The 24229-nt window shown below is 59.2% G+C and carries 23 protein-coding genes and 1 other RNA gene; 6 read left to right on the forward strand and 18 right to left on the reverse strand.

The genetic code is table 11. The features are described 5' to 3' along the window. The first annotated feature begins 1 nt into the window (after position 1). The 4 genes from AAHA41_RS12745 (at position 2) to hypA (ending at position 2771) form a co-directional block, all read left to right on the forward strand. A complete protein-coding gene (locus tag AAHA41_RS12745) occupies positions 2 to 253 on the forward strand; it encodes a HypC/HybG/HupF family hydrogenase formation chaperone (protein ID WP_017784111.1) in 252 nt (83 codons plus the stop codon). After that, positions 247 to 1359, forward strand: a complete 1113-nt coding sequence (gene hypD / locus AAHA41_RS12750; RefSeq protein WP_323069193.1) for a hydrogenase formation protein HypD — start codon at positions 247 to 249, stop codon at positions 1357 to 1359. Before AAHA41_RS12745 ends, hypD begins: the two co-directional genes overlap by 7 nt. After that, positions 1356 to 2360: a hydrogenase expression/formation protein HypE gene (hypE, locus tag AAHA41_RS12755; RefSeq protein ID WP_323069194.1), complete on the forward strand. Its 1005-nt coding sequence runs from the start codon at positions 1356 to 1358 to the stop codon at positions 2358 to 2360. The genes hypD and hypE overlap by 4 nt, the downstream gene beginning before the upstream one ends. 69 nt (positions 2361 to 2429) lie before the next feature. Continuing rightward, positions 2430 to 2771 (forward strand): hydrogenase maturation nickel metallochaperone HypA, encoded by a 342-nt coding sequence (gene hypA / locus AAHA41_RS12760; protein WP_139396361.1) that lies wholly within the window; start codon positions 2430 to 2432, stop codon positions 2769 to 2771. Here hypA and AAHA41_RS12765 read toward each other — a convergent pair. Next, positions 2749 to 3129: a hypothetical protein gene (locus AAHA41_RS12765; RefSeq protein ID WP_323069219.1), complete on the reverse strand. Its 381-nt coding sequence runs from the start codon at positions 3127 to 3129 to the stop codon at positions 2749 to 2751. The two genes, hypA and AAHA41_RS12765, sit on opposite strands and share 23 nt — an antisense overlap. On the opposite strand from AAHA41_RS12765, the gene hypB reads away from it, so the two are divergent. Continuing rightward, entirely contained in the window at positions 3010 to 3876 is an 867-nt protein-coding gene (gene hypB / locus AAHA41_RS12770) for a hydrogenase nickel incorporation protein HypB (protein WP_323069220.1), read from the forward strand. The two genes, AAHA41_RS12765 and hypB, sit on opposite strands and share 120 nt — an antisense overlap. Before the next feature lie 294 nt (positions 3877 to 4170). Here the strand turns inward: hypB and AAHA41_RS12775 are convergent, their stop codons facing one another. From AAHA41_RS12775 to AAHA41_RS12830, 12 genes are all read right to left on the reverse strand, one after another. Further along, a complete protein-coding gene (locus AAHA41_RS12775; RefSeq protein ID WP_323069196.1) occupies positions 4171 to 4812 on the reverse strand; it encodes an ATP-binding cassette domain-containing protein in 642 nt (213 codons plus the stop codon). Continuing rightward, the gene (locus AAHA41_RS12780) at positions 4812 to 5600 is read right to left on the reverse strand and encodes an ATP-binding cassette domain-containing protein (RefSeq protein ID WP_323069198.1); all 789 of its coding nucleotides are present in this window, start codon (positions 5598 to 5600) and stop codon (positions 4812 to 4814) included. The genes AAHA41_RS12775 and AAHA41_RS12780 overlap by 1 nt, the downstream gene beginning before the upstream one ends. Further along, complete coding sequence (locus tag AAHA41_RS12785; RefSeq protein ID WP_139396365.1) at positions 5594 to 6409, reverse strand: ABC transporter permease; 816 nt, start codon at positions 6407 to 6409, stop codon at positions 5594 to 5596. Before AAHA41_RS12785 ends, AAHA41_RS12780 begins: the two co-directional genes overlap by 7 nt. Then, on the reverse strand, positions 6399 to 7409 hold the full coding sequence (locus AAHA41_RS12790) for an ABC transporter permease (protein ID WP_323069199.1): 1011 nt from the start codon (positions 7407 to 7409) through the stop codon (positions 6399 to 6401). Before AAHA41_RS12790 ends, AAHA41_RS12785 begins: the two co-directional genes overlap by 11 nt. Continuing rightward, positions 7394 to 9004: an ABC transporter substrate-binding protein gene (locus AAHA41_RS12795; protein ID WP_323069201.1), complete on the reverse strand. Its 1611-nt coding sequence runs from the start codon at positions 9002 to 9004 to the stop codon at positions 7394 to 7396. Before AAHA41_RS12795 ends, AAHA41_RS12790 begins: the two co-directional genes overlap by 16 nt. A 140-nt stretch (positions 9005 to 9144) precedes the next feature. Continuing rightward, positions 9145 to 9663, reverse strand: a complete 519-nt coding sequence (hybE, locus tag AAHA41_RS12800) for a hydrogenase-2 assembly chaperone (RefSeq protein WP_323069203.1) — start codon at positions 9661 to 9663, stop codon at positions 9145 to 9147. Further along, positions 9645 to 10175 (reverse strand): HyaD/HybD family hydrogenase maturation endopeptidase, encoded by a 531-nt coding sequence (locus AAHA41_RS12805; protein ID WP_323069205.1) that lies wholly within the window; start codon positions 10173 to 10175, stop codon positions 9645 to 9647. The genes hybE and AAHA41_RS12805 overlap by 19 nt, the downstream gene beginning before the upstream one ends. Continuing rightward, positions 10175 to 11878, reverse strand: coding sequence for a hydrogenase 2 large subunit (gene hybC, locus AAHA41_RS12810; RefSeq protein WP_323069206.1), 1704 nt, complete (start codon positions 11876 to 11878; stop codon positions 10175 to 10177). The genes AAHA41_RS12805 and hybC overlap by 1 nt, the downstream gene beginning before the upstream one ends. Next, complete coding sequence (gene hybB / locus AAHA41_RS12815; protein WP_033115848.1) at positions 11875 to 13062, reverse strand: Ni/Fe-hydrogenase cytochrome b subunit; 1188 nt, start codon at positions 13060 to 13062, stop codon at positions 11875 to 11877. The genes hybC and hybB overlap by 4 nt, the downstream gene beginning before the upstream one ends. Then, positions 13055 to 14095, reverse strand: coding sequence for a hydrogenase 2 operon protein HybA (gene hybA / locus AAHA41_RS12820; RefSeq protein WP_323069208.1), 1041 nt, complete (start codon positions 14093 to 14095; stop codon positions 13055 to 13057). The genes hybB and hybA overlap by 8 nt, the downstream gene beginning before the upstream one ends. 2 nt (positions 14096 to 14097) lie before the next feature. Continuing rightward, positions 14098 to 15231, reverse strand: a complete 1134-nt coding sequence (gene hybO / locus AAHA41_RS12825) for a hydrogenase 2 small subunit (protein WP_041207557.1) — start codon at positions 15229 to 15231, stop codon at positions 14098 to 14100. A 1220-nt stretch (positions 15232 to 16451) separates the two neighbouring features. Then, positions 16452 to 16640, reverse strand: a complete 189-nt coding sequence (locus AAHA41_RS12830; RefSeq protein ID WP_033113872.1) for a hypothetical protein — start codon at positions 16638 to 16640, stop codon at positions 16452 to 16454. Between the two features lie 276 nt (positions 16641 to 16916). On the opposite strand from AAHA41_RS12830, the gene AAHA41_RS12835 reads away from it, so the two are divergent. After that, positions 16917 to 19298, forward strand: a complete 2382-nt coding sequence (locus tag AAHA41_RS12835; protein ID WP_323069209.1) for a PilZ domain-containing protein — start codon at positions 16917 to 16919, stop codon at positions 19296 to 19298. Positions 19299 to 19568: 270 nt separating this feature from the next. Here AAHA41_RS12835 and ffs read toward each other — a convergent pair. The 5 genes from ffs to mmsB all read right to left on the reverse strand — a co-directional run bounded on the left by ffs (position 19569) and on the right by mmsB (position 24196). Beyond that, an RNA gene (ffs, locus tag AAHA41_RS12840) (signal recognition particle sRNA small type) lies at positions 19569 to 19665 on the reverse strand. A gap of 102 nt (positions 19666 to 19767) precedes the next feature. After that, positions 19768 to 20556, reverse strand: coding sequence for a sulfite exporter TauE/SafE family protein (locus tag AAHA41_RS12845; protein WP_071910436.1), 789 nt, complete (start codon positions 20554 to 20556; stop codon positions 19768 to 19770). A gap of 88 nt (positions 20557 to 20644) precedes the next feature. Further along, positions 20645 to 22081 carry an arginine-ornithine antiporter gene (gene arcD / locus AAHA41_RS12850; protein WP_033113099.1) on the reverse strand — a complete coding sequence of 479 codons (1437 nt, stop codon included), beginning with the start codon at positions 22079 to 22081 and terminating at the stop codon, positions 20645 to 20647. Positions 22082 to 22447: 366 nt separating this feature from the next. After that, entirely contained in the window at positions 22448 to 23209 is a 762-nt protein-coding gene (locus AAHA41_RS12855) for an SDR family oxidoreductase (RefSeq protein ID WP_342697328.1), read from the reverse strand. A 66-nt stretch (positions 23210 to 23275) separates the two neighbouring features. Then, positions 23276 to 24196, reverse strand: coding sequence for a 3-hydroxyisobutyrate dehydrogenase (mmsB, locus tag AAHA41_RS12860; protein WP_323069109.1), 921 nt, complete (start codon positions 24194 to 24196; stop codon positions 23276 to 23278). Positions 24197 to 24229 lie beyond the last annotated feature (33 nt).

The raw sequence follows: 24229 nt of genomic DNA on the forward strand, positions 1-24229 counted from the left end.
CATGTGTCTATCCATCCCCTCTCAGGTGGTGCAGCTGCACCCCGAAGATAACTGCGTCACCGTCGACACCCTGGGGGTGCAGCGGCGCGTCAGCTGCATGCTGCTCGAAGAGCCCCTCCAGGTGGGCGACTATGTGCTGCTCCATATCGGCTTTGTGATGAGCAAGATTGACGAAGAGGAGGCGCAGGCCAGCCTCGAGAGCTTCCGCCAGATGGTGGCCCTGATGCCAGAGCAGGATATTTTGCCATGCTGACCCTCAATGATCTCTTTCAGGGCTTTCGCCAGCCCGAGGTGATCCGCGCCCTCGCCGCGCAAATTACCGAGCTTGCCAAAGATCTGCCCGAGCCGCTGCGGGTGATGGAGGTGTGCGGCGGCCATACCCACACCATCATGAAGTACGGCCTGCACCAGCTGCTGCCGGCCAGCATCGAGTTCGTCCACGGCCCCGGCTGCCCGGTCTGCATCATGCCCAAAGAGCGCATCGATCAGGCCATCGAGCTGGCTTGCCAACCGAACGTTATTCTGGTCACCCTGGGGGACATGATCCGGGTGCCGGGCTCCAAAGGCACGCTGGCCCAGCAGCGCGCCAAGGGGAGCGATATCCGCCCGGTCTATGACCCCCTCGATGCCCTGCGTATCGCCAAAGAAAACCCGGAAAAAACCGTGGTCTTCTTCGCCATCGGTTTCGAGACCTCCACCCCCATGACCGCCGCCTTGCTGGCTGCGGCTGAAGCTGAGGGGATTGAGAACCTGCTGTTTCATATCAACCATGTGCTGGTGCCCCCCGCCATTCATGCGGTGATGGCCGACGGGGTGGCCAAGGTGAACGCCTTTATCGGCCCCTCCCACGTCAGTGTCATCACCGGCGCCGATATCTACCTGCCTATCGTCGATCGCTATCAGGTGCCGGTGGTGGTGAGTGGCTTCGAACCGGTGGATGTGATGGAGGCGCTCTTGATGATGGTGCGCCAGAAGGTTGAGGGTCGCTACGCGCTGGAGGTGCAATACAGCCGCGCCGTCACCGCCAGCGGCAATAAAGCCGCCCAGCGGCTGGTCGAGCGCTTTTTCGAGACCCGCGAGCACTTTCGCTGGCGAGGTCTGGGGGATATCAACGCCTCCGCCCTGCGCCTGCGCGATGCCTTTGCCAAACGCGATGCGGAGCGCCACTTTCAACTCAATCAGACTCCCATCGATGACCACAAGGCGTGCCAGTGCGCCGATATCCTGCGCGGCCTGGCCAAACCGAACCAGTGCAAAGTCTTTGGCCGGGGCTGCACCCCGACCCAGCCCATGGGCAGCTGCATGGTCAGCTCCGAAGGGGCCTGCAATGCCTACTACCGATATATGGGGATCCAATGAGAGAAATTCAGTTAAGCCACGGCGGCGGCGGTGTCGAGATGAATCAGCTGATCAATCAGCTCTTCTTTCGCCACTTTGGCAACGAGATCCTGCTGCGCGGTGAAGATGCCGCCCTGCTGCCGGTAGAGGGCCCCGTCGCCTTCACCACCGACAGCTTTACCGTCTCGCCGCTCTTCTTCGAGGGGGGCGATATCGGCAAGCTGGCTATCGCCGGCACGGTCAACGATCTCGCCATGATGGGGGCCAAGCCCGAGTATTTGAGCTGCAGCTTTATTATCGAAGAGGGCTTCCCCTACACCGATCTCGCCCGCATCGTCGAGTCGATGGCTGCGGAGCTTGCCAAGAGCGGCGCCCGCATCGTCTGCGGCGACACCAAGGTGGTACCCAAGGGAGCGGCCGACAAGATCTTTATCAACACCAGCGGGGTCGGTACCTTCCCCCTGCCCGAACAGAGCCGGGGCATCTCGGTTCGCAATCTCAAGGCCGGTGACGCCATTCTGGTGTCGCGGGATATCGGCAGCCACGGCGCCTGCATCCTGATGGCCCGCGACGCCCTGCAACTGGGATCTGATCTCAAGAGCGACTGCACCACCCTCTGGCCACAGGTAGAAGCGCTACTAAAAGCGGGTATTACCCCTCACGCCCTGCGCGATGCCACCCGCGGTGGCCTTGCCGCCGTGCTCAACGAGTGGAGCAGTGCCTCCGGCGTTGCCATCGAGCTGGAGGAGTCCGCCATTCCGGTGTGCGATCCGGTGCGCGGCCTGTGCGAACTCTACGGTTTCGAGCCCCATGATCTCGCCAACGAGGGAACCATGGTGCTGGCCCTGCCTGCCGAGCAGGCGCAGGACGCGCTGGGCATCTTGCGGCAATTCAACCCCGCTGCAAGCCAGATCGGCGTGGTGCAGGCAAGCGATCGCCACAAGGTGATCCTCAACAACCCCTGGGGCAGCCGCCGCTATCTGGAGCTGCCGCAAGGGGAGCTGCTGCCGCGGATCTGTTGAGCAGCCATGCCGTTCCGTCATTTACAGGGAGGAGTCACTGCTCCTCCCCATATCGGTTAAGGAGCCACCATGCACGAAATGTCTCTGGCCATGGCCGCCATCGATCTGGCGGCTGAACAGGCCACCCAGCGGGGCTTTACCAAGGTGACCGCCCTCTGGCTCGAGGTCGGCAGCTTCTCCTGCGTCGACCCGAACACCATTGCCTTCTGTTTCGAGGCGGCCGCCAAGGGCACCGCCGTCGAAGGGGCCCAGCTCCACTTTCAACACCAGGCGGCAGAGGCCTGGTGTTACGACTGCAACCAGACGGTCACCCTCACCGAGCGCGGGCAAGCCTGCCCCGAGTGTGGCGGATACAAATTACGAGTCGCGCAGGGTGATAGCCTGCGCATCACCGACATCGAGGTAAGTTGATATGTGTAGCGTATGCGGATGCGGCCAGGCGCGGATCGCCGGCCATAAGCACGATCATGAGCATCATCACGAACATGAACATCACCATGAACATGGTCATGAGCACGACCATCATCATGCTCATGATGCCCATCACCATCATGACTACGAGCAGGGTGCGCCGCGCACCCTGATCATTCACCACCACTATCACCATCAGGGGGATGTCCATCACCACTACCACGGGGTGCGGGCGCCCATAAGCCATGAGGGGCATGACCACCCCCATGAGCACCACCATGATCACCCCCACGACCATCATCATGATCATGTCCACTCTCATGACCACGGCCATTCCCACGCGCATCCCCATGATCACAGCCATGACCATGACCATGACCATGACCATGACCATGACCATCAGCAGGGTGATCTGCACTACGGCAAAGGGGAAGCGGGATTGTCGGTGCCCGGCATGGGACAGCGCCAGCTGATCGCCATCGAGATGGATGTGCTGGCCAAGAACAACGCGCTGGCGGCCCACAACCGCGAACACTTCACAGCTGCCGACCAGCTGGTGCTCAATCTGGTCTCTAGCCCGGGTTCAGGCAAAACCACTTTGCTGTGCGAAACCCTGCGCCTGCTGGCCGACAAGCGCCCCTGCGCGGTGATCGAAGGGGATCAGCAGACCAGCGCCGATGCGGATCGCATCCGTGCCACCGGTGTCCCTGCCGTGCAGATCAACACCGGCAAGGGCTGCCATCTGGACGCCAAAATGGTCCACGACGCCTGCCACCAGCTGCCCGCCAATCAAGGGGGCATCCTCTTTATCGAGAACGTGGGCAATCTGGTCTGCCCCGCCAGCTTCGATCTCGGCGAGAAGTACAAGGTGGCGATCCTCTCCGTCACCGAGGGGGAAGAGAAGCCGCTGAAATACCCGGACATGTTCGCCGCCGCCCAGCTGATGGTGATCAACAAGATCGACCTGCTGCCCTACGTCAGCTTTGACGTGGCCCGCTGCATCGAGAACGCCAAACGGGTCAACCCCTATATTCAGGTGATCCAGGTCAGCGCCACTACCGGTGAAGGGATGGATGCCTGGCTCAACTGGCTGGCTACGGCCTGAACCAGAACCGGTTAAATGCCGTTACCAACGGCGGATAACAAGAGAGGGAGGCTGATGCCTCCCTCTCTTTATCTGCGCACCTTGTCAGCCGTTCTCTCCTTCCCGAATGGCCAAGGTTTCATACTCGCGTCCTCTCACCCTGGCCCTCTCCCTAGGGAGGGGGAACCGATGAGTGGACATCGATAATGCCCTGCCAGGATCCAGATACGCCGAGGTACATCTTGCTGGTCAAGCACATATTTGCTCCCTTCTCCCCTTGCGGGAGAAGGGCTGGGGATGAGGGGGAACTAACCTTCAAGCCGCGCTTTCGGTAAGCTCCCCAGATTCGGGCTGCACCTCACCAAAACGCAGCACCCGATGACAGATCTGGCGCAATAATGCCTGCTGGTGACTGAAGATGACCATGCCAAGCCCGCGCTGCTCGCATTCAACCATCAACTCCTGCCAGAGCTGGCGCTGAATTTGCGGATCCAGCTGGGCGGTCACCTCGTCGGCAATCAGCAAACGAGTGCGGGGATCGAGGGCGCGCAGCAGCGCGATGCGGGCCAGCTCACCGCCGGAGAGCTGGCCGGGTTTACGACTGAGCCATTCAGGCTTGACCATAAAGCGGGCCAGCATGGCCTCATCGGGGCGCCATACATCCCAAAGCGCCTGCCCGGTGGTGCGATAGGGATTGAAAGTGAGTTCCGGGTGCTGGGGCACCAGCTGGATAGGGTTATAGCCTTTTACCTGTTCAGGAACCGGCTGCCCATCCAGCAGGAGCTGCCCGCCAGCCCCAACCGGTTGCCAACCCGCCAATACCCGCCCCAGCGTGGTCTTGCCATGGCCGCTCGGGGCGGAGATGCCGAGCCGCTCGCCCGCTTTCACCGTCAGCGATAACCCCTGCCAGAGGGGACGTTCCCCCTGGGCGATAGTGAGATTTCGTACTTCCAACATCAGGAAACCTCCGGCACAGAGAAGAGCGCATTGAACTCCGGCAGCGCCTGCCAGTGGGCACGGAGCATCTCGCTCCCCTGCCCCTGGCGCAGATGGTGGCAACTCAAGGTATCGCTCACCTGCCCCTGATGCAGCGCCACAATGCGATCGGCAAAGCGGACCGCCAGCGCCAGGTCGTGGGTCACCCAGAGGATACCGCTGCCCTGATTGGCCAATTCACGCAACTGGCCGAGCAGCAGACAGGCCAGCCCCTCGTCGAGCCAGGCGGTGATCTCGTCTGCCAGAATGTAGCGGGCACCGCCGAGCGCCGCTGTGCAGGCCAGAATGCGCTTGGCCATGCCGCCGGAGAGCTGGCGCGGAAATCTGTCCAGGGTGGTCGCGGGCAGCTGGTAGCGCAGCAGCTGCTCGCCGAGCCGCTCGCGAGAACCGCTCTGGCCGCAGAGGCGTGCCGCCCGTCCCAGCTGACGCTCCACCGTCAGCAATGGATTGAGGGCGCTTACCCCCTGTGGCACATAGCAGAGAGTGTGGCCGCGCAGACGGGCTCGGCTGGCATCACACAGGGGCACGCCATCGAGGGAGATGGAGCCGCGCATGCGCAGGTTTTCCGGCAGCAATGTCAGAGCGCTTTGCAACAGCAGGCTCTTGCCCTCGCCGCTCCCCCCCACCAGCGCCACTATCTCCCCCGGCGCCAGTTGCAGGCTGATATCGGTCAGCAAAGGCTGCCAGCTGCGCCGCCCCAGCCAGGAGTAGTGGGCCGCCTCTATGGTCACCTGATCAAAACTCAGCATGGTTCACTCCTGTGCCACAACAGCTGTTGCAAGGCGCGGGTAGCCTGATCAAACAGCAGAACCAGCAGCAGCAACATCAGCCCCGGGAAGAGCGCCAGCCACCAACCGCCACCGGCCAGATAGCGCAGGGCATCGGCCAGCAGCAGGCCCAGCGAGGCCTCGTGGGCCGCCAGCCCAAAACCGAGAAAGCTCAAGGCCGCGCTGTGCAGCACCGCATGGGGAAACATCAGCAAGGTGCCGATAAACCACTGGGGCAACAGCCCCGGCAGCAGGTGGATGCGCCAGCGACGCAGCGCCCCCATCCCCTGACAGCGGGCCAGCACCACATAGTCGCTGCAGGCGATCCGCCGCGCTTCTGCGCAAAGGATCAGCGCCAACTTGGGCCAGTGGGTGAGCGCCACCGCCAGGATCACCCCGCGCATGCCGCCCCCCACGGTGAAGCAGATAAGGATCAAGAGCAGCATATGGGGCAGCGCCAGCATGGCGTCGATCACCATTCGCACCGCAGCATCGCATCTGGGATGGATGAGCGACACGCTTGCCGCCACCATGGCCAGCAGGCCACTGCAGAGAGCCGTGCTGATGCCCAGCTCCAGACTGGTGAGGGTGCCCTGAAAGGCGCGCAACCAGAGATCCCGCCCCATCTGATCGGTGCCGAACCAGTGGGTCAGCGAGGGAGGTTGCTGGCGCGCCAGCAGATCCATTGGCACATCCTGATGAGAGAGGCTCCAGCCGTAAGTGGCCAGCAGCGCCAATCCGAGCAGGGCAAAAACCAGCCGCAGTATGGAGGGAAACGGGTTAAACAGCATGCTCCCCCTCCCAACCCCGATTGATACGGGCCAGCAGCAAACTGGCCACCGTGTTGCCAATAAAGACCAGCAGGGTGCAGAAGAGTACGATTCCCATCAGCAAGGGGATATCGCCCCTGAGCCCCGCATCCACGGTGGCCTGGCCGAGCCCCGGGTAGGAGAAGACCTTCTCGGCCAACAGCGATCCGCCTATCAGCTCGCCGAGGGAGGCAAACTGCAGGCAGAGCGCCGGGGTCAGAGCGTGGCGCAGCACATGAAAACGCAGCATGGGCCAGCCGCCATCCCCCTGAGCACGGGCGTAGCGGATAAAGTCGCTCTCCAGCACCTCGGCCACCCGCCCCCGGGTATGCAGGGCGATATTGCCCACCCCGAGCAGGGCAAGCGTGGTCACCGGCAGCAACAGATGGCGTGCTCGCATAGCCCAATCAGCCTCATCGGCCGCAAGCCCCGGCGTCCAGGCGCAGCAGACTGGCAACAGCGGCCAGTGCACCGCAAACAGGGCGAGCAGCAAGAGGCCGACCCAGAAGGTGGGCAAGGAGGCGAGCAGGTAGGCAAAACGGCAAATAAGGCGATCGGGCCAGCGGTTGAGATAGCGACCGGCGCAGAGGCCCAGCAAAATCCCGAAAAAGCCGGAGAGCAGCCAGGCACCCGCCAGCAGCAGGAAGGAGGCAGCAAAGCGCTGGCCTATGACCTCACCTACAGGCGCGTTGTAGAGCATGGAGTAACCGAGATCCCCCTGCAGCACTTGGGTAAACCAGTACCAGTAGCGCAGCCAGAGCGGCTGATCCAGCCCCCAGCGGGCGGCTATGCGGGCGTATTGCTCCGGCGGCACATGGAGCAGATCGTTGCCGATATAGGCCTTGATGGGGTCGATGGGGGAGTAACTCAGCAGCACAAAGGTGGCGACCGAGACCAGACATAACAGCCCAGCCAGACGCAGCAGGGCTTTTAGCAACAGATAACCTGAATGACTCAAGGGCGAACTTAACGGCACGTCCACCGCCAATCCTGCAGGTTGTTGAGCAGGGACCAGCTACCGTGGATTTCCGGCGCCCCCTTGCCAAGATCGATGCAACGGTTGGCGAGATAGGTGTGCTGCACATTGAGCAGCCAGGCCCAGGCGGCATCTCCCTGCACTCCGGCGCCGGTCTTGCCATCCCACTCAACCTGCTGCCAGAACGGCACGGCCGCCTGCCAGTTGGGGGCATCCAACGCCTGCTTGAGGTGGCCATCCACCACAGGGTTGCTGTAGTAGCCCGGATTGTAGAACTCCACGCCACCGGAGCCGCTCTGGTAGTGGTGATAGAGCTCCATGGGATCCAGACTCCCCCACCCCATCAGCACCGGATTGGCGTGCATCTCCCGCTCCACCTGCTCCCAGCTGCCGGACTTGAGGCTCACCTCAAGGCCGATGGGTTTGAGCATGGCGCGCACCGCTTCCGCCAGATCCCGGCGGGTGCTGTCGCCACTGGTGTACCAGAGGGTAAAGGCGGCGCGCAGGGAGCCCTTGTGGCGAATGCCGTCACTGCCCATCTTCCAGCCCGCTTCGTCGAGCAGGGCATTGGCGTGGGCAGCATCGCCATCCTTGAAGGCGGTGGCTTTGTTCAGCCAGGGCAAGCCTTCTACCGCGCTGTAAGCGGGGATGGCGTGCCCTTCCAGCAGCTGGTCGGCCAGCAACTTGCGGTCGATGGCGTAGTTGATGGCGCGGCGCACCGCTACATCCGAGGTCACGTCGTTGCCGATGGGATAACCCTTGGCATCCTTGCCGCCCGCAGGCGGAATAGGAAAGACAATGCCGCGATTCTCCACGCTCGGCCGCACCCACAGCTTGAGGGAGGCAGGCACGGTGGGCGCCAGTGACGGGGCAATGCGCACCACATCGAGCTGGCTACTCTGGGCGGCGGCGTAGGCGCTCTCTTCATCGATAAAGACAAACACCAGCCGCTTGAAGTCATTGTTGCCACCGGCGTAATAGGGGTTCGCCTCCACCACCAGTTGCTGACCGGGCAGGAAGCTCACCAGCCGGTAAGGGCCGGCACCGACCGGTTTTTGGGCATACGCTTTTGCGTCGTAATCCCGCTTCGACACTATCCCCAAGGATCCCAGCACGTTGACGAAGGTGCTCTGGGGGGCACTCAGGGTGATGGCAACCTCGGTAGGCGAGCGCACCTTGGCCGAGACAAAGTTGCCCATGTCGATCTTGCCGCCGCCATGGGCTGCGCTGTTGTAGGTAAAGGCCACATCTTCGGCGGTGAGCGGCGCACCGTTGGAGAATTTCAGGTCAGGCTTGAGGGTAATGATCCACCCCTTGCCATCCTTGTTCGGGGTCACCGATTGGGTGAGCACATTCTGCCAGCTGAGATCGGCGTTTTGTTTGAGCAGCGGACTGTGCAGCAGCAGGTAGCTGCCGTGGCTCCAGCCAAGCAGAGGGTCAAACCCTTCGGTGGGTTCAGCTCCGATGGCGAGCTTGAGCTCGGCAGGCACAGGTTGGGCAGCGGCCAGCGCCGCGTGAGAGGCAGTGCCCAGCAGCAGAGTCAACAGGGCGGCAGCACTGGTGCCACAGTAATGGCGAAGGGAATTGCGTGGAACAGTCATGGGGATCCTTCTTGTTTTGTACCACTCACGGATCATCACTCAAAAAAGAGGTGGAATGCGTGTCTGAACATGGGAGTGAGGGGCCAAAATGGCCCCCTATTCTAAACTTGATTTCGCGTGAAACCTAGCAACTATGCCGGTTAACCGCGCCGGGCACCGAATAGCCGTCTGCGACCCAGATCCACGCCGCCAGCCCCTTGCTGCACCGGCAAGGAGAGCAGCATCTTGAGGGTGCTGCTCATCAGCGCTCGCCCCTCCTCGGCCCCGAGATGGGGATCGAGCGGCGACATCAGGGAGCAGGCCAGCAACTGACCACTTTCTGGCAATTCACCCACCATAAAGGTCATGTTGCCGCAGGGAAGCTGCAGGGCGAGCCGCTCGCTGCTGCTGCGCACCGGCCACAGTTGATCCGGCCCCGGCAGCACCACCACGCTCAACATCCAGGGGGTGAGCACGCAGCCGAGCCACTGATCTTCAAACAGCACGCACTCCGCCACAATGGGCATGGTTGCGTGATAGAAGGGCAGCGCCTGCATCTCTTCGCGAGCGATCCGCTCGTACTGGGCTACCAGCAGGGGCGCGGGATTACTAACAAAACCCGAAAACTCCTGCACGCGCTCCTTCACAGCATCAAGCTCGCTTAAATGGGACTGCGCCATAGGCCCTCCCGCGCTTGTTCAGCTTTCTCCTGCTCAGAGAGCGCAATGGCGGGCGCACCGACACTGGCCAACAGGGTCAAAATCCGATCCGTCGCCTCCCCCATAGCAGCAGCCACCACGGGGGTGAGGCCGATACGGGGCTCGAGGGATTCGGGCTCGACCCCGATCAGGGTGAGCCGCTTTGGCGACTCCCCCGTCATATGCAGCGCCGAGAGCACGTCCGCCAGCCCCAGCTGGTGCGGGGAGATCTTGCGGCCAAACAGGGTCGGGATCTCCTCATCCTTCAGGGTCACGACGGTGCCCGGCGGATTACCGCTGCGCACCGCATCCACCAGAATGATGTGATCCCGACTGGCCATCGCTTCGAGCAACTCCATGCCGGCGGTACCGCCGTCGAGCAGCTCGATGCCGGGGGCGAAACGGTATTCGCGCCCCAGCCCCTCAACGATGCGCACGCCGACGGCCTCGTCACTCAAGAGCAGGTTGCCCACGCCCAGGATCAAGGTGTTCATCACAGCACCTTCACCTGAGTCGTTTCACCATTTTGGGTATCCACCACATGCACAGCGCAGGACATGCAGGGGTCGAACGAGTGGACGGTGCGCACCACTTCCAGCGGCTTGGCCGGATCGGCTACCGGGGTGCCCACCAGCGATTGCTCGTAGGGGCCGGGTTCATCGTTGAAGTTGCGCGGGCCCGAGTTCCAGGTCGATGGCACCACCGCCTGATAGTTCTCGATCTTGCCGCCCTTGATGACGATCCAGTGGGAGAGCATGCCACGCGGCGCCTCTTCAAAGCCCACCCCGCGAAACTCTTTATCCGCCGGGATCTCGGCCTTGATGTAGGCGGTGGTGTCCCCCTTGCCGATGTTGTCCACCAGCGCCTTCCACTGATGTGACAAGGTGTCTTTCAGCACGCAGCAGCGCACCGCGCGGCCGATGATGCGGCCCATGGTGGAGTGCAGCTGTTCGGTCTTGATGGCCGAGCCGGTGAGCGCTTTGTAGATGCCGTTGAGCTGGTCGAAGTGTGCCACCGTCTCCGGGTGCTTGGCGGCGAGCTTCACCAAGAGATCTGCGAGCGGCCCCACCTCCACCACCTTGCCGTAGAAGGTGGGCGACTTGACCCAGGAGTACTTGCCGTCATCCTGCCAGCCGGTGTAATCGGGCTCGGTCTTGCCCTCCCAAGGTTTGAGGGGCTCGTCATCCTTGTACCAGGCGTGCTTGTTGCTCTCGGCGATGCCGTCCATCAGCCAGCCATCCTGATGGCTCTCGATGGGGCGATAACCCGCCAGATTGCCATTCTCGATATAGCCACCCGGCATCAGGAAGCTGCCGCCGTTGGCGTCGGTGGGGAGCTCCGGCACGCTCAAATAGTGCTTGGCCCCCTGCCCCAGGTTAAGCCACTCGGGGTAGTGGGCGGCGATGATGGCGGCATCCACCTTGTAGACCTGCTCGATAAACTCGCCGAGCCGATCGATAAAGCTCTTCACGTAGAGCAGCCGCTCCAGGTTGAGCACGCTCGGTGCATCCAGGTTGATGGGGTTGGCCACGCCGCCCACCGCCAAGTTCTGGATGTGGGGGGTCTTGCCGCCGAGAATGGCGACAATGCGGTTGGCATCGCGCTGGCACTCCAGTGCCTGCAGATAGTGGGCCACAGCGATGAGGTTCACCTCCGGGCTCAGCTTCATCGCCTTGTGCCCCCAGTAGCCGTTGGCGAAGATGCCGAGCTGGCCGCTGGCTACCAGCGCGCGGATCTTGTCCTGCACCTTGGTCAGCTCGTCGGCACTGTTAAGGGACCAGGTCGATACGCCCTTGAGCATGTCCGCCGCTTTTTGCGGATTGGCCTCAAGGGCCGCGGTGATATCCACCCAGTCCAGCGCGGAGAGCTGGTAGAAGTGGACGATGTGATCGTGGATGTTGTGGGCAGCGATGATGAGGTTGCGGATGTACTGGGCGTTGACAGGCACCTTGGCACCGATGGCGTTCTCCACGGCCCGCACCGAAGCGATGGCGTGAATGGAGGTACATACCCCGCAGATGCGCTGCACTATCATCCAGGCATCGCGCGGGTCGTTGCCCTTGACGATCTCCTCCATCCCGCGCCACATGGTGCCGGACGACCAGGCCTTGGTGACGACGCCGCCTTCGATTTCGCAGTCGATACGCAGGTGCCCCTCAATGCGGGTGATGGGGTCTATGGTGATACGTTGGCTCATACGTTGGCTTTCCCTCGGGCCTGATAATCTTGGTGAACACGTTCAAGTGATGGCAGTACCGGCAACAGCCGGATCAGCAGCAAATAGGCACACACTTCGATGGCAACAAAGCCAAGGGAGATCAGCACCTCCGTCGCGGAGGGGAAGTAGTGGTAGCCATTGCCGGGGTTGAAGGCGATCAGGGAGTAATCCAGTCGCCAGAGGGCTGCGCCCAGCAGCATGCTGAGAGCCCCCAGAAAGAGCATACGCGAGTCCCGGCGGCTCTTGTCCCAGTGGAACACCAGCAGCGGGAAGATCATCAGCGCGATCTCGCTCCAGAACAGAATGGAGTAGCGGTTGAACTCGGAGAGGTACTCCGACTTGTCGTGGATGACGATCTCGGCAAAGCGCAGCGCCACAAACAGGATCAGGAAGATGTCGATCACCTGGGTCAGTTTGTAGAAGAGCGGCTTCTCGTTGGGGCCACGCCCCGCCAATCCCGCCTGCACCAGAGAGCCCTCAAACACCACGATGGAAAAGCCCATGATGAAAGCGGTCAGAAGCGAAAAGACCGGCAGCAGCTCATAGCTTTGCCAGAGCGGATGGATCTTCTCCCCCGCCACTATCATCAACGAGCCCATCGAGGATTGGTGCATGGTAGGCAGCAGTGCCCCCAGCGCCAGAATGAAGAACATGATCTTGTTAAGCCGCGCCATGGAGGTTTTCCAGCCGAACTTCTCCAAGAGCACGGGCGCAAACTCCAGCGCCATCACCCCGATATAGATCGTCATGCAGACCGCCGTCTCGAACAGCACCGAGGAGGTGTTGAAGTGACCGGGCAGGTAGAAGTACGGCAGGTTCCAGTAACGGCCAACGTCGATGGTGATGGAGAGGCCGCCCAGCGAATAACCGAACAGGCTCGCCAGCAGGGCCGGTCGCACCAGCGGGTGATACTCGCCCCGGTTGAAGACGTAAACCGCCCAGGCCAGCGCCCAGCCACCGCAGGCAAAACCGGTGCCGATCAAGAGGTCAAAGGAGATCCAGAGACCCCAGGGATAACCCCCGTTCAGATCGGTCACCGAGCCCAGCCCGAAGATGAGGCGCTTGAGGATAAGCATGCCGCACAGCACCGCAAAAGGTGCCAGCACCAGCACCGGCCAGCTGACCAGCTTGCCGCCAAGGGGATGTGCCTTGTGGTTACTCATGATCCTTGCCCCCCTGTTGTTTGCCTTGATCGACCGACGTCCCCTTGCCCTGATCGTGACCATCGTGATGATCGTGACCATTCTTGGTGTTGCGACGGATAAGCACGGAGAGACCGGTCAGCACCACCATGGGCAGCACCATCCCCTTGTAGAGGGTGTGCTGGATATGCTCAGATCGAGCCCCGGATGAGAGCTCCGGCAGATCGGGCATGTCGAGCTTGGTGTAGGGCACCCCGGCCAGCACCAGCACCTGGGTGCCGCCCCCCTCCTTCTCGCCATAGACGTAAGGCTGGTAGTTGGGCACCTCGTGCAGGTAGGGGTCGTTGGCCTTGAGGGTCTGGCGCGGGTAGGCATATTCGCTGCCCGGAGTCGCCAGCAGACGACGCCTGGCCTCGGCTATCAGCTCCTCGCGGGTGCCGAAGATAACGGCACCGGTCGGACATACCTCGACACAGCCGGGCAATTTGCCCTGATCAATCCGCTCAAGCCCCTTCTGGTTGCAGAGCTCGCATTTGTGGATCGCCCCGAACGGGTTGTCGTAGTCATATTTGGGCACGTCGAACGGGCAGCCCACCATGCAGTAACGGCAACCGGTACAGACGCTCGGGTCGTAGTGAACGATGCCGGTCTTGGGGTCTTTTTTAAGGGCCTGCACCGGGCAGACGGAAACACAGTTGGGATCGACGCAGTGCATGCACTGCTTCTTGATGTAGGCATAGCCATCCACCAGCTGATCCTTGTGCTCGCCCGCGCCGCTCTTCCACACCTGAATGATGTTGTTGGTGTAGGGGCTCAGCTTGTCGTTGTTGGACCAGGTCTGCTCGCCCGCCGGATTGGCCGGGTTGCCGTTAAGGCGCTGGCACTCCGCCACGCAGGCCTGACAACCGACACAGAGGGTGGAGTCGTAGAGCATGCCAAGCGCACCGGGAATGGGTGGCTTGTTTTTGGCAGCCGCCAGCGCGGTACCGGGCACGGTGGCCCCGGCTGCCAGCGCGCCGACGGAGGCAAATTTGAGGAAGTTGCGTCTGTTCACGGTTACTCCTCCCGTGACGGATGCTGCCCGGCTTCATGGCGCTTCTGCTGGCGACCGAGTTCACGCACCGTCATCAGACTCACCCCGACCAGCACCCCGAGGGCACCGCCGATCAGCGCGGTGGAAGTGGGAGAGATATGACCCCCCTCCTGAATGGCCACATCGGGCTTGTTGACCCGCGGGGTCGGATTCTCAACCTTGGCGAGCTGGAAGATCCCCTTGCTGAAACCGACACCCTGTTCGTTGCAGCCGTAGCAGGGATGACCGATACCAACGGGCCAGATGCCACCACCGATATCACAGAACTCCAGGGTCGAGCAGTTGCCGTAGGTCTCCGGCCCCTTGCAGCCCAGATGATAGAGACACCAACCCTGACGGTGGCCCTCATCACCAAACTCCTTGGCAAAACGCCCTGCGTCAAAGTGCGGACGGCGCTCGCAGTTTTCGTGGATGAGCCGCTCATAGGCAAAAAGCGGGCGATTCTTGGCATCCAGCGCCGGCAGCTTGCCATAGGTGATGTAGTAGGCGACCGTAGTAAGGAAGTTGTGGGGATTGGGCGGGCAGCCCGGGATATTGATGATGGGGGTACCAATATTGCCGAGCGCCTCTTCAAGGCTGACAGCGCCGGTCGGGTTGCCACCACTGGCGGGGACGCCACCCCAGGCGGCACAGGAGCCGATGGCAATGACGGCAGCCGCATCGGCAGCCGCACGGCGAATATGGTCGACGATGGGCTCACCGGCCACCATGCAGTAGATGCCGCCATCTTTGAGCGGAATGGAGCCATCCACTACCAGCACATACTTGCCCTTGTAGCGGGTCATGGCGTTGTGCTTGTTCTCTTCAGCCTGATGGCCAAATGCTGCCGAGAGCACCTCATGGTATTCGAGGGAGATAGTATTGAGGATCAGGTTCTCGATGGTGGGGTGCGTGGCCCGCAGCAGCGACTCGGTACAGCCGGTGCACTCCTGTGCCCCTATCCAGATCACCGGCGGCCGCTCGGGGCTGGTGAGCGCAGTGGCCATCTTGGCGACGGCATTCTGACTTAATCCCAGGGTTGCGGCCATCCCGGCACACAATTTCATAAAATCACGGCGATTAATCCCATGAGCCGATAAAAAATTATCCTCGACCATTCTTCTTATTCCCGTAGTGAGCACTTGTCTGATAAATGCTTAACAGCGGAAATGCTAAGGACTCACCTACCCCTCAGTATTGATCTCTATCAATTCCACAGGGATTGAACCTATTTACAGGGCGCGTCATATCACAAACAAAAGCATTTACCCCCAAAGAGATAATCATGCCTTCATGAATTTAAAGTTTTTAATTGAATGTAATTTAATTAATCACAAAGCGATCCAGGGTGGCATTTTCGATTAATGTAATCCCCGCAGCCAGATGAATAGCTGAAGAGATAACAAGAGGATGCAACAAGCAGGAAGTCGATGTTAAAAATGCCTTATGCCATATACCTTTACTCACGATTTTGCATACATCTCTGCCATCGCCAGTTGTCATAGGCCCCATGAGCCCAACACGGAGGTGGCTTTGAGTGGTTCTCCAAAGTAGCACAGCAACAGGTTAATCGAGTGCACCATGGGTGATACCTTTTCTGCAGGACAATTTCTATAAACTGCACCAACCCAACTTGATAATATATCTTCACTGGCTCATTTTACGCACAAGAATGCATTCCTATTCATTTAAAAACCCAAACTTATTCGACTGGTCTCGATAATGACATCGGCTTGGCAATGCCTTTTTATAGAACAAGCAAAAAAACAGTTGCAGTTGTTAGCAACACATCCATCACCATATTTACCTTGACGTCACCCACGTTAATTAACCAGCACGTAAATATGAGCACCAACACTGTAAAATGATATTTATTCTTGTTTGCAAGGTCTCACTTGAGATGAATCAAGAAAGATAAAAGTCGATAAAAGAAAAGCCAGGTTAATGATGCCCCTGGCTTGGCTGATCAAAATACGCTCATTTATGCCATGGTGTTGACCATGTAGCCATTTTGCGGCGGCTCCAGCGGCAGTTTGCTCCCGAATGCGCTGGGGAAATCCTGCAACGCAACCGGAGGAGACAGCAAGCGCGGGCTGGTGACAGTAACAGTAGAAAGGTGGAACAGATTGAAGATGATGAAACATCAGAGGATATGCATGAGCTTTACAGAGTGGAGATAGATACAGAAAAGCGGCTTGGCATGAACTTCTGCCGGTTTCACAAACATATGAAAGGGAGGCATCAGCCTCCCTTGTTATTACAACTCTCCGCTTACTTCACTACCACCAAACTCTTTACTCGTGCTTGTGGTCTTGGTGACGCTGCAGGAGCCAAAATCTTATTTGGTTGCCGGTGCTGCTTTGGCTGCCGGAGCTTTGGCATGATGCTTGGTTTTATGATGCTGCTTTTTCACGACTTTGGTTTGAGTCGCTTGCGGTGCTGCAGCCTTGGTCGGGGTAGCAGCCATGGTGAAACCAGAGGTCAGGGCGAAAACTGCAGCTACTGCCAGGGGGATGATCTTTTTCATGGTCACTTTCCTTATTAGGGTAATGGAGCCGTTCTCCATGACTTCATCCTACGACCGGGCACGATGAACTTCCGTGTGTAGTTGGTGACGATATGTATCCAAATGTACAAGTCGAACAGTGCAGCTTTATGAGATGCCGGTGGTGTTGTTAACGCCTTTTAGCGAATAATGAGGAGTCGTTAGAATATGCAATACTAACAAGCGTGATTGCACCTCACTGTTGCGGCAAGATAATCCGTATTTGTGCTCATAAAATGACTTTTGCGGTGGGAATACATGGATCCAGTACAGCAACAAAAGTTGATTGAACAACTCATTCCCCAGCTGCGGAAAAAGAATTTCGCAGACATTTTTGCACAGCTCACTGAGTCTGAAAGCAATAACGGACGCTTTCTGCTCAAAATGGAGCTACAGCGCAAATGCGCCTCCTGCCGCAGGGTCATCGATATGCGGGACGCCTTGGCAGATGAGTGTCAAGTATATGAATTTAAAGGCATGATCCACTTCATGCCAGCAGAGGCTATCAGCCTGTTCCAGAGCCAGTGCTTTATTTACCGTGATGACTACACGATGGGTGTCTACGAGGTGATGCTGCTCTGGCAAAAACAGCGGCAGCAAGCCCGGGTAAAAGGCAAAGCCACGGCGCAGGCCAACCCTTTCCAGCAATATGAAGTCAAGACTATCCCATTCGCCAGTTATTACGGCCGTCGCCAAGAGCGTATGCATATCAGCTCCCCTGTAGAAGTCAGGCTCAAGGATGGAGTCAAACTCCTGGCCAAAACATCGGATCTTTCTCCTGAGGGGATTCGTATCTCGGTGCCTTATCTACCGACCTATCAAACCGGTGATCAGGTTGAGGTCATCTTTACCGGGTTGGAACACGACAGCGCCAATCCACTATTACAACAGCCTGTGCAGTACCAGATTCTGGGGGAGGAGAATAAAGAGGGGCGATTCTGGCTAATACTGATCCGCACTGGTGACAACCCGGCCTTTGATACCTTTATCAAAGAGTTCATCAAGGCCAATAAAGGACATCATCGAATAAGTGTCGATCACCTGCTTTCTGCTGCGATCATCAAGGGGCACGAGCAGTTCTATCTACCGCGCATGACAGGCATACCACTCTTTTTTAGTTCGGGAGTAAGCCCCAAGCTGGAGATAGCCCTGCGCAGCGAGAATAATCAGCACCTTCTCGAGTACTGGCGTGACGAAAAAAACCGTGACGCACTGGCTGGACTGTTTTCAGCCGACCGGATGAAACGCCTCTGCCCGGCACCGGGGGCCACCAAAGAAACGCTGCTCTACAGCTTTGCCCATACCGTGCAAAATAAAATCTACTTCTTCTCGGCCACATCAGAAGAGTTACGGCTAAGTGGTTTGACCAAACTGTTCTTTCAGGTGGGTGCCCATCGCCCCAGCTGGCGTGTCTATAAATTTTCACTGGAACTGTGTGAGTTGGCAGAAGCGGATCTGGGCCAGATTGTCGGACTCGAAGAGTCCCAATTACATGACATCCAGTTGCTGGAGCGCATCAAACAGATAGGTTATTGCGGTTTATTGCAGGAGATCAGCCTCGACGCACAACGGGAAGAGTTCCGTCAGGAAGGGGGGACAATCAACAATCCCAATGAGCTGCAACGATTTGGTCATGAACAGGAGCCCATGCCTTTCGATATCGAGCTGCTGCAATATGTTCAGCTACGCAAAGAACAACGCTACATCCACAAAACGGAGATAACCATCAGCCACAATGGCAGATCCTGGCAGGGCTTAACCCGCGATATTTCCGCCCATGGTATGCAAATTGAGCTGGAAGAGGCCTTTATCGGTGAGAAAAACGATGTTGTGACCATTGCCCTGCCCCGTCTGCAGGAGCTTGCCAAAACCATGGACTTGCAGCATCTGCCTTACCGGTTGGTCAGCCTCAACATGACCCGCACGGTATTGCACCTTTGCATTGAAGGGGATACCGCCCGCCACATTGGCCGACAGTTCTTCACTCTGCTTATCGAAAGTAACCAGAAAAAGCTGAAAACAGCCCCGGAGCACCGCCGCTATCGCGGACTTGCCAGGGCTCTACGCAATATTTACACCAGCCATCTTTTCAACACCCCACTCTATGTCAACAAGCTCAATGGGAGTCCGAAGCCGGCATCTATTGGCAAATCTCTCAAACCACGTTCATTACAAAGAGTGCTCACTGTTTGTACTGCAAATCCGGAGCATGGCAACCTCTATCCCCTGTTTCAGGGGGAATTGTTGAAAGAAGTGCTGATGACCCCGCTGCGTCATCAGGAACGAAATGACAAACCAAAGCAGGAAGAGGTCTACGTATCGTACGTGCAAACAAACTCAGGTTGGCCCCAAATCAAGAGCTGCCTTGCCAATTCGTTCGGTAACGTGCAAGAAAAGCGGCAATTTATCGAGCATGCATTACAGCAGGGAGAGTTCTATTCAGTGCTGGTTGGCATCTCCCGTACCGGCCGACCAGATATCAACTTTGTCGCCAACGAGCTGGATACCATAGCCAAATTTGCTATCCACAAGGCAAAGAAGCTGGAGGAGGATCTTTGGAGCGTGGTCGGAGTCAGTGAGCTGACTGATACGACAGAAGCAACTCTATTCCGACTTGGTATCACGCAGCCATTAACCTAACGCCCCCTGACCAAGAGGCCAAGGTGCTGTCGAACCAATAGAAGCCATGGTTTCGCCACAACAGCGCAAGCCGTCAGCTTGTCTCGGGTATGCAGGGATTTTTGGATCTCTTTACGACGACCACAGGGGAGCGTGGTGACTTTCCGGTAATACCAGATGCCGTGGGGACTGAGCTCAGAGATTCATTGATGAGCTCCTCGTCGTCCACACAAAATGGATGACCAAGGGCTTTAGGAAGCTAACTTATTGAATTGCAGAAACAAGTGGTGGCCCTACCAGCCACATCCCGGCACTCGAGTCCCCCGCCTTGGCTGCTACCTTCCGGTCCTGACCAGGTCGACGGGTTATCAATGCGAGAGGACCAATAGGACCACCGGCGAGGAGAATAGGCAAACTGGGCGTTCAATGCAATGGCTTTCTGCCCTCCAACAGATCGTTTGCCTTATTTTTCAACAAACTGGCCAAGGGTTCAGCTAAACAGCATGAATTTCGCCCCCACCAGCAGCATCAGCAGGGCAAACGCCTGCTTGAGTCGCTGCGGAGAGAGTCTGTGTGCCAGTTTGGCCCCTACCCGGGCAAACTGGGTACTGGTGAGCACAATACCAATCAGGGCTGGCAGATAGATGTAACCCACGCTCCACTCGGGCAGATCCGCATGCCCCCATCCTGCATAGAGATAGCTCAGGCTACCCGCCAGTGCGATCGGCATGCTGCAGGCAGCTGAGGCCGCTACCGCGTTGCGCATAGGCACGCTATTCCAGCTCAGATAAGGCACGGTGAGCGAGCCACCACCTATGCCAAACAGTGCCGACATCCAGCCGATAACGGTACCTGCAATGCCGGTACCGAGCGCTCCCGGCAGATGGCGCTCCGCTTTGGGCTTGAGGTTGAGCCCCATCTGTAACGCCATGGTCCAGGCAAAGCAGCCAATGATGATGTTGAGGGTGCTGGCACTGAGCAGATTGGCGGTCATCCCGCCGAGCCAGGCGCCAAGCAGCATGCCGGCACCGAGCCTGCGGATCATCACCCAGTCGACTGCTCCGGCCTCCTGATGGGCCCGCAGCGAACTGAAACCGGTGAAGATCATGGTCGGCAGCGAGGTACCAAGTGCCAGATGGGTGATGATATCGGGATCGACCCCCTGCGCGTGAAAGCTCACCACCAGCACCGGCACTATGATAAGGCCGCCGCCGATCCCGAACAGTCCGGCCAGGATGCCGGCGAAAGCCCCCAGCAGCAGATAACCCATAAACAGCATAAAAATTCCTTCCGAGGCGACGCCGACAAGCTGTGATGCGGACGGCGTGTAAAAGAAGAGATGGCCCTTGGGCCATCTCTTGTCTCTGTCAGTTCAGGGGGATGGTGCCGTCCATCACCTTGTAGAAGGCCAGTACGGCACAACCGAGCAAGGCCGCCGTCATCCCCTGCTCCAGCCGGTTGAGGCCGCGCAGACCGTGGTGCTGGCGCGCCTTCCAGTAGATGAAGATACCCGGGCTGTAGAGCAGCGCCACCAGCAGCAGATACTCGACGCCAGCCGCATAAACCAGCCAGCAGCCATAGATGGTCGCCATCAGGGCCAGCAACAGATCACGCTTGCGCTGATGCGGTTGACCCTGATAGGTCTCCCCTTTCAAGGCCAGTTTTAGGCCATAGGCACCGGAGAAGACATAGGGTACCAGCGCCGCCGAGGTGGCGATGTTGACCAACGCCAGATAGGTACTGTTCTGGAAGTAGATGATGATAAGGAAAGTCTGCACCAGACAGGTGGAGCACCAGAGCGATACCTGCGGTGAGCCGTTCTTGTTCTCCTTGGCAAACCAGGCCGGGAAGACCCCGGTCTTGCCCGCAATGTAGGGCACTTCAGCCGCCAGCACGGTCCAGCTCAGCAGAGCCCCCATCACGGAGATGACCAGACCGATGTTGATGAGCCAGGCGCCCCAGGGGCCGACTACCGCTTCCAGGATCATGGCGGTAGAGGGGTTCTTGAGCTGGGCCAGCTCAGGCTGGGTCATTACCCCCAGCGAGAAGAGGGTCACCATCACGTAGAGCGCCAGTGCACCCAGCAGGGCCAGTACGGTCGCACGACCGACATCCTTGCGATGGCGGGCACGGGCAGAGACCACCACGGCCCCTTCAATACCGATGAAGACCCAGAGGGTGACCTTCATGGTGGACTTGACCTGATCCATCACGGAACCGAGATCGCTGTTGCCATGACCCCAGAAGTCCAGGGTGAAGGTCTTCATATTGAAGGCAAGCAGGATGGCCACGCTGAAAACGATGAGCGGCACCATCTTGGCGATGGTGGTCACGATGTTAACCAAAGCCGCCACCTGCACCCCGCGCAGGACCAGCGAGTGTACCGACCAGATCAGGATGGAGGCCAGCGTGATGGCCACCGGCGTATTGCCGTCGCCGAAGATGACGTGATCCGGCGTATCAAAGAAGTAGCTGAGCGCGCTGAATACCACGATGGCGTAAGAGACGTTGGCCAGCAGTTGGCAGAGCCAGTAACCCCAGGCGGCGTTGAAGCCGATGAAGTCACCAAAACCGGCCTTGGCGTAACTGAAGATACCGCCATCGAGATCCGGGCGACGCATGGAGAGGTTTTGATAGACCAGCGCGAGGCAGATCATGCCGACCCCGGTGATGGCCCATCCCAGAGCGACGGCCCCGGCGCTGGCATGTGCAGCAATATTCTGTGGGAGACTGAAGACCCCGGCGCCGACCATGGAGCCGATCACCAGCGAAATGAGGGCGCCAAGCCCTAGTTTCTTGTCCATCTCAATCCTGTTTAATTAGGCGGCGGCAGAGCGTCCGTATTCATACTGCGCGCGATATGGGAGGGGCTGAAAATCCGGACCCCGTGAAAAAGGCGGCAACTATATTGCATGACTATTCCGACCGCAATCCCTCGCATCGTCAAACATGCACCACCTTGACCGCGCGCAATTTTACAGCACTGACCTCAAGGGCCTGTGAGCTGGTTCAAATTAACTGAGACCCATTGATATTTCTCATATTTCTGCCGCCACAGAGCGACCCGGATGGTGCCCATGCATCGCCATTCAGTACCTTTGGAACTCAAAAGAGTGCATAAAAAAGCCCTGACCACGAGGTCAGGGCTCAATGTAAATCTTGGTAAAGGTCTACAGCCGCAGACCGCCGTCAAGCTCGATCATCCGGCCAGTGAGGTAATCGTTGGCAAAGATGAAGGCAACGGTCTCGGCCAACTGCTGCGCCTCACCCAGTTTGCCGACCGGAATAGCCTGCTGCATCCGGGTCATCGCCTCCGGCTTCATCGCGGCCGTCATATCGGTGGCGAACACCCCGGGGGCGATCCCCATCACCCGGATACCGTGGCGGGCAAGCTCCCGCCCCCAGGTCACTACCAGCGAAGCCACACCTGCCTTGCTGGCGGCATAGTTGCTCTGGCCGATATTGCCGGCTCGGGCAATGGAGGAGATATTGATGATGACCCCCCCCTCCCCGCCGGTGGCCATCAGTGCGGCCCCCTCGCGCCCGCACAGGAAGGTGCCGGTGAGGTTGACGTCGATGACGCTCTGCCACTGGGCCAGGCTCATCTTCTCTACAACTTCCCCCTCTTTCACCTTGATCAGCATGCCATCACGCAGAATGCCGGCGCAGTTGATCAACCCGTGCAACCGACCAAAGTGCGCCTTGATCGCGACAAAGGTGGTCTCGACCTCCGGTTCGCTTGCCACGTTGCAGACGAAAATGGCACACCGCCCGCCACGGCTTTGCACCTCGGCCTGCGTCACAGCCAGATCGCTGGCATTCAGGTCAATCAATGCCAGCTCGGCCCCCTGAGCGGCAAGATTGAGTGCTATGGCCCGCCCCAGCCCCCGCCCGGCACCGGTAATAGCGATGACTTTCTGCTTGATATCCATTCTCTCTCCTTGTGATGCCAGCGATAGCCTGAACCCATCAAGCCACAAGATGGCGCCCGGCGACCACTACCCCTCTCTGCCTTTTTCCAGATAAAGCCGGACGATACTGGAAAAATCCAGCTCTCCCTCTCCGTTCGCCGCATGCAGATTAAACAGGTTGCGCGCAAGTGCCCCCATGGGCACGGCGCTGTGAGCATGCTCGGCCAGCGCCATCACGAGTCCGAGGTCTTTCACCATCAGCCGGGTCATAAAGCCCCCCTGATAGTTACGGGCAGCCGGTACGTTCTCCATCACCCCGGGCCAGGGGTTGTAGCGCTCCAGACTCCAGTTGTTGCCTGAGCTCTTGCCCATGATGGTGGAGAGCACTGCCGGATCCAGCCCCTCCTTTACCCCGAGGGCCAACGCCTCGGCGGTGCCCACCATATGGATTGCAAGCAGCATGTTGTTGCACATCTTGGCAATCTGCCCGGCACCAAGGGGGCCGGCGTGAAACAGATTCTGCCCCATGCAGGCCAGTACAGGCTTGGCCGCATCAAAGTCGGCTTGTTCGCCACCGACAATAAAGGTGAGCGTACCTGCCGCTGCGCCGGCGACGCCGCCCGAGACAGGGGCATCGATAAAACGCAAGCCGTGTGCACGGGCCGCGCTCCCCACCTGACGGGCAGAGGCCACATCGATGGTGGAGCAGTCGATCACCAGCACACCGGCAGGCAAAGCTGCCAGCAGATCCTGCCCACCCCGCTCACCATCACTCTCGCCCAACCAGAGGCTGCGCACATGCTCACCGGCAGGCAGCATGCTGATGACGACATCACAGCCGGTCACCGCTTCGCGGGCATCTCCTGCCGCAATGCAGCCCGCTGCAATGGCTCGCTCGACACTGTGGGCAACCAGATCAAATACCTGCACCGTATGCCCGGCCTTGGCCAGATTGGCTGCCATGGGTCCCCCCATGTTGCCCAGCCCGATAAATCCGATCCTTGTCATTCTGCTTGCTCCTTGCGTTCTTGATAGCGCCGC

Source organism: Aeromonas sp. SER, assembly GCF_038739615.1.
In the GTDB taxonomy this organism is placed as follows: domain Bacteria; phylum Pseudomonadota; class Gammaproteobacteria; order Enterobacterales; family Aeromonadaceae; genus Aeromonas; species Aeromonas jandaei.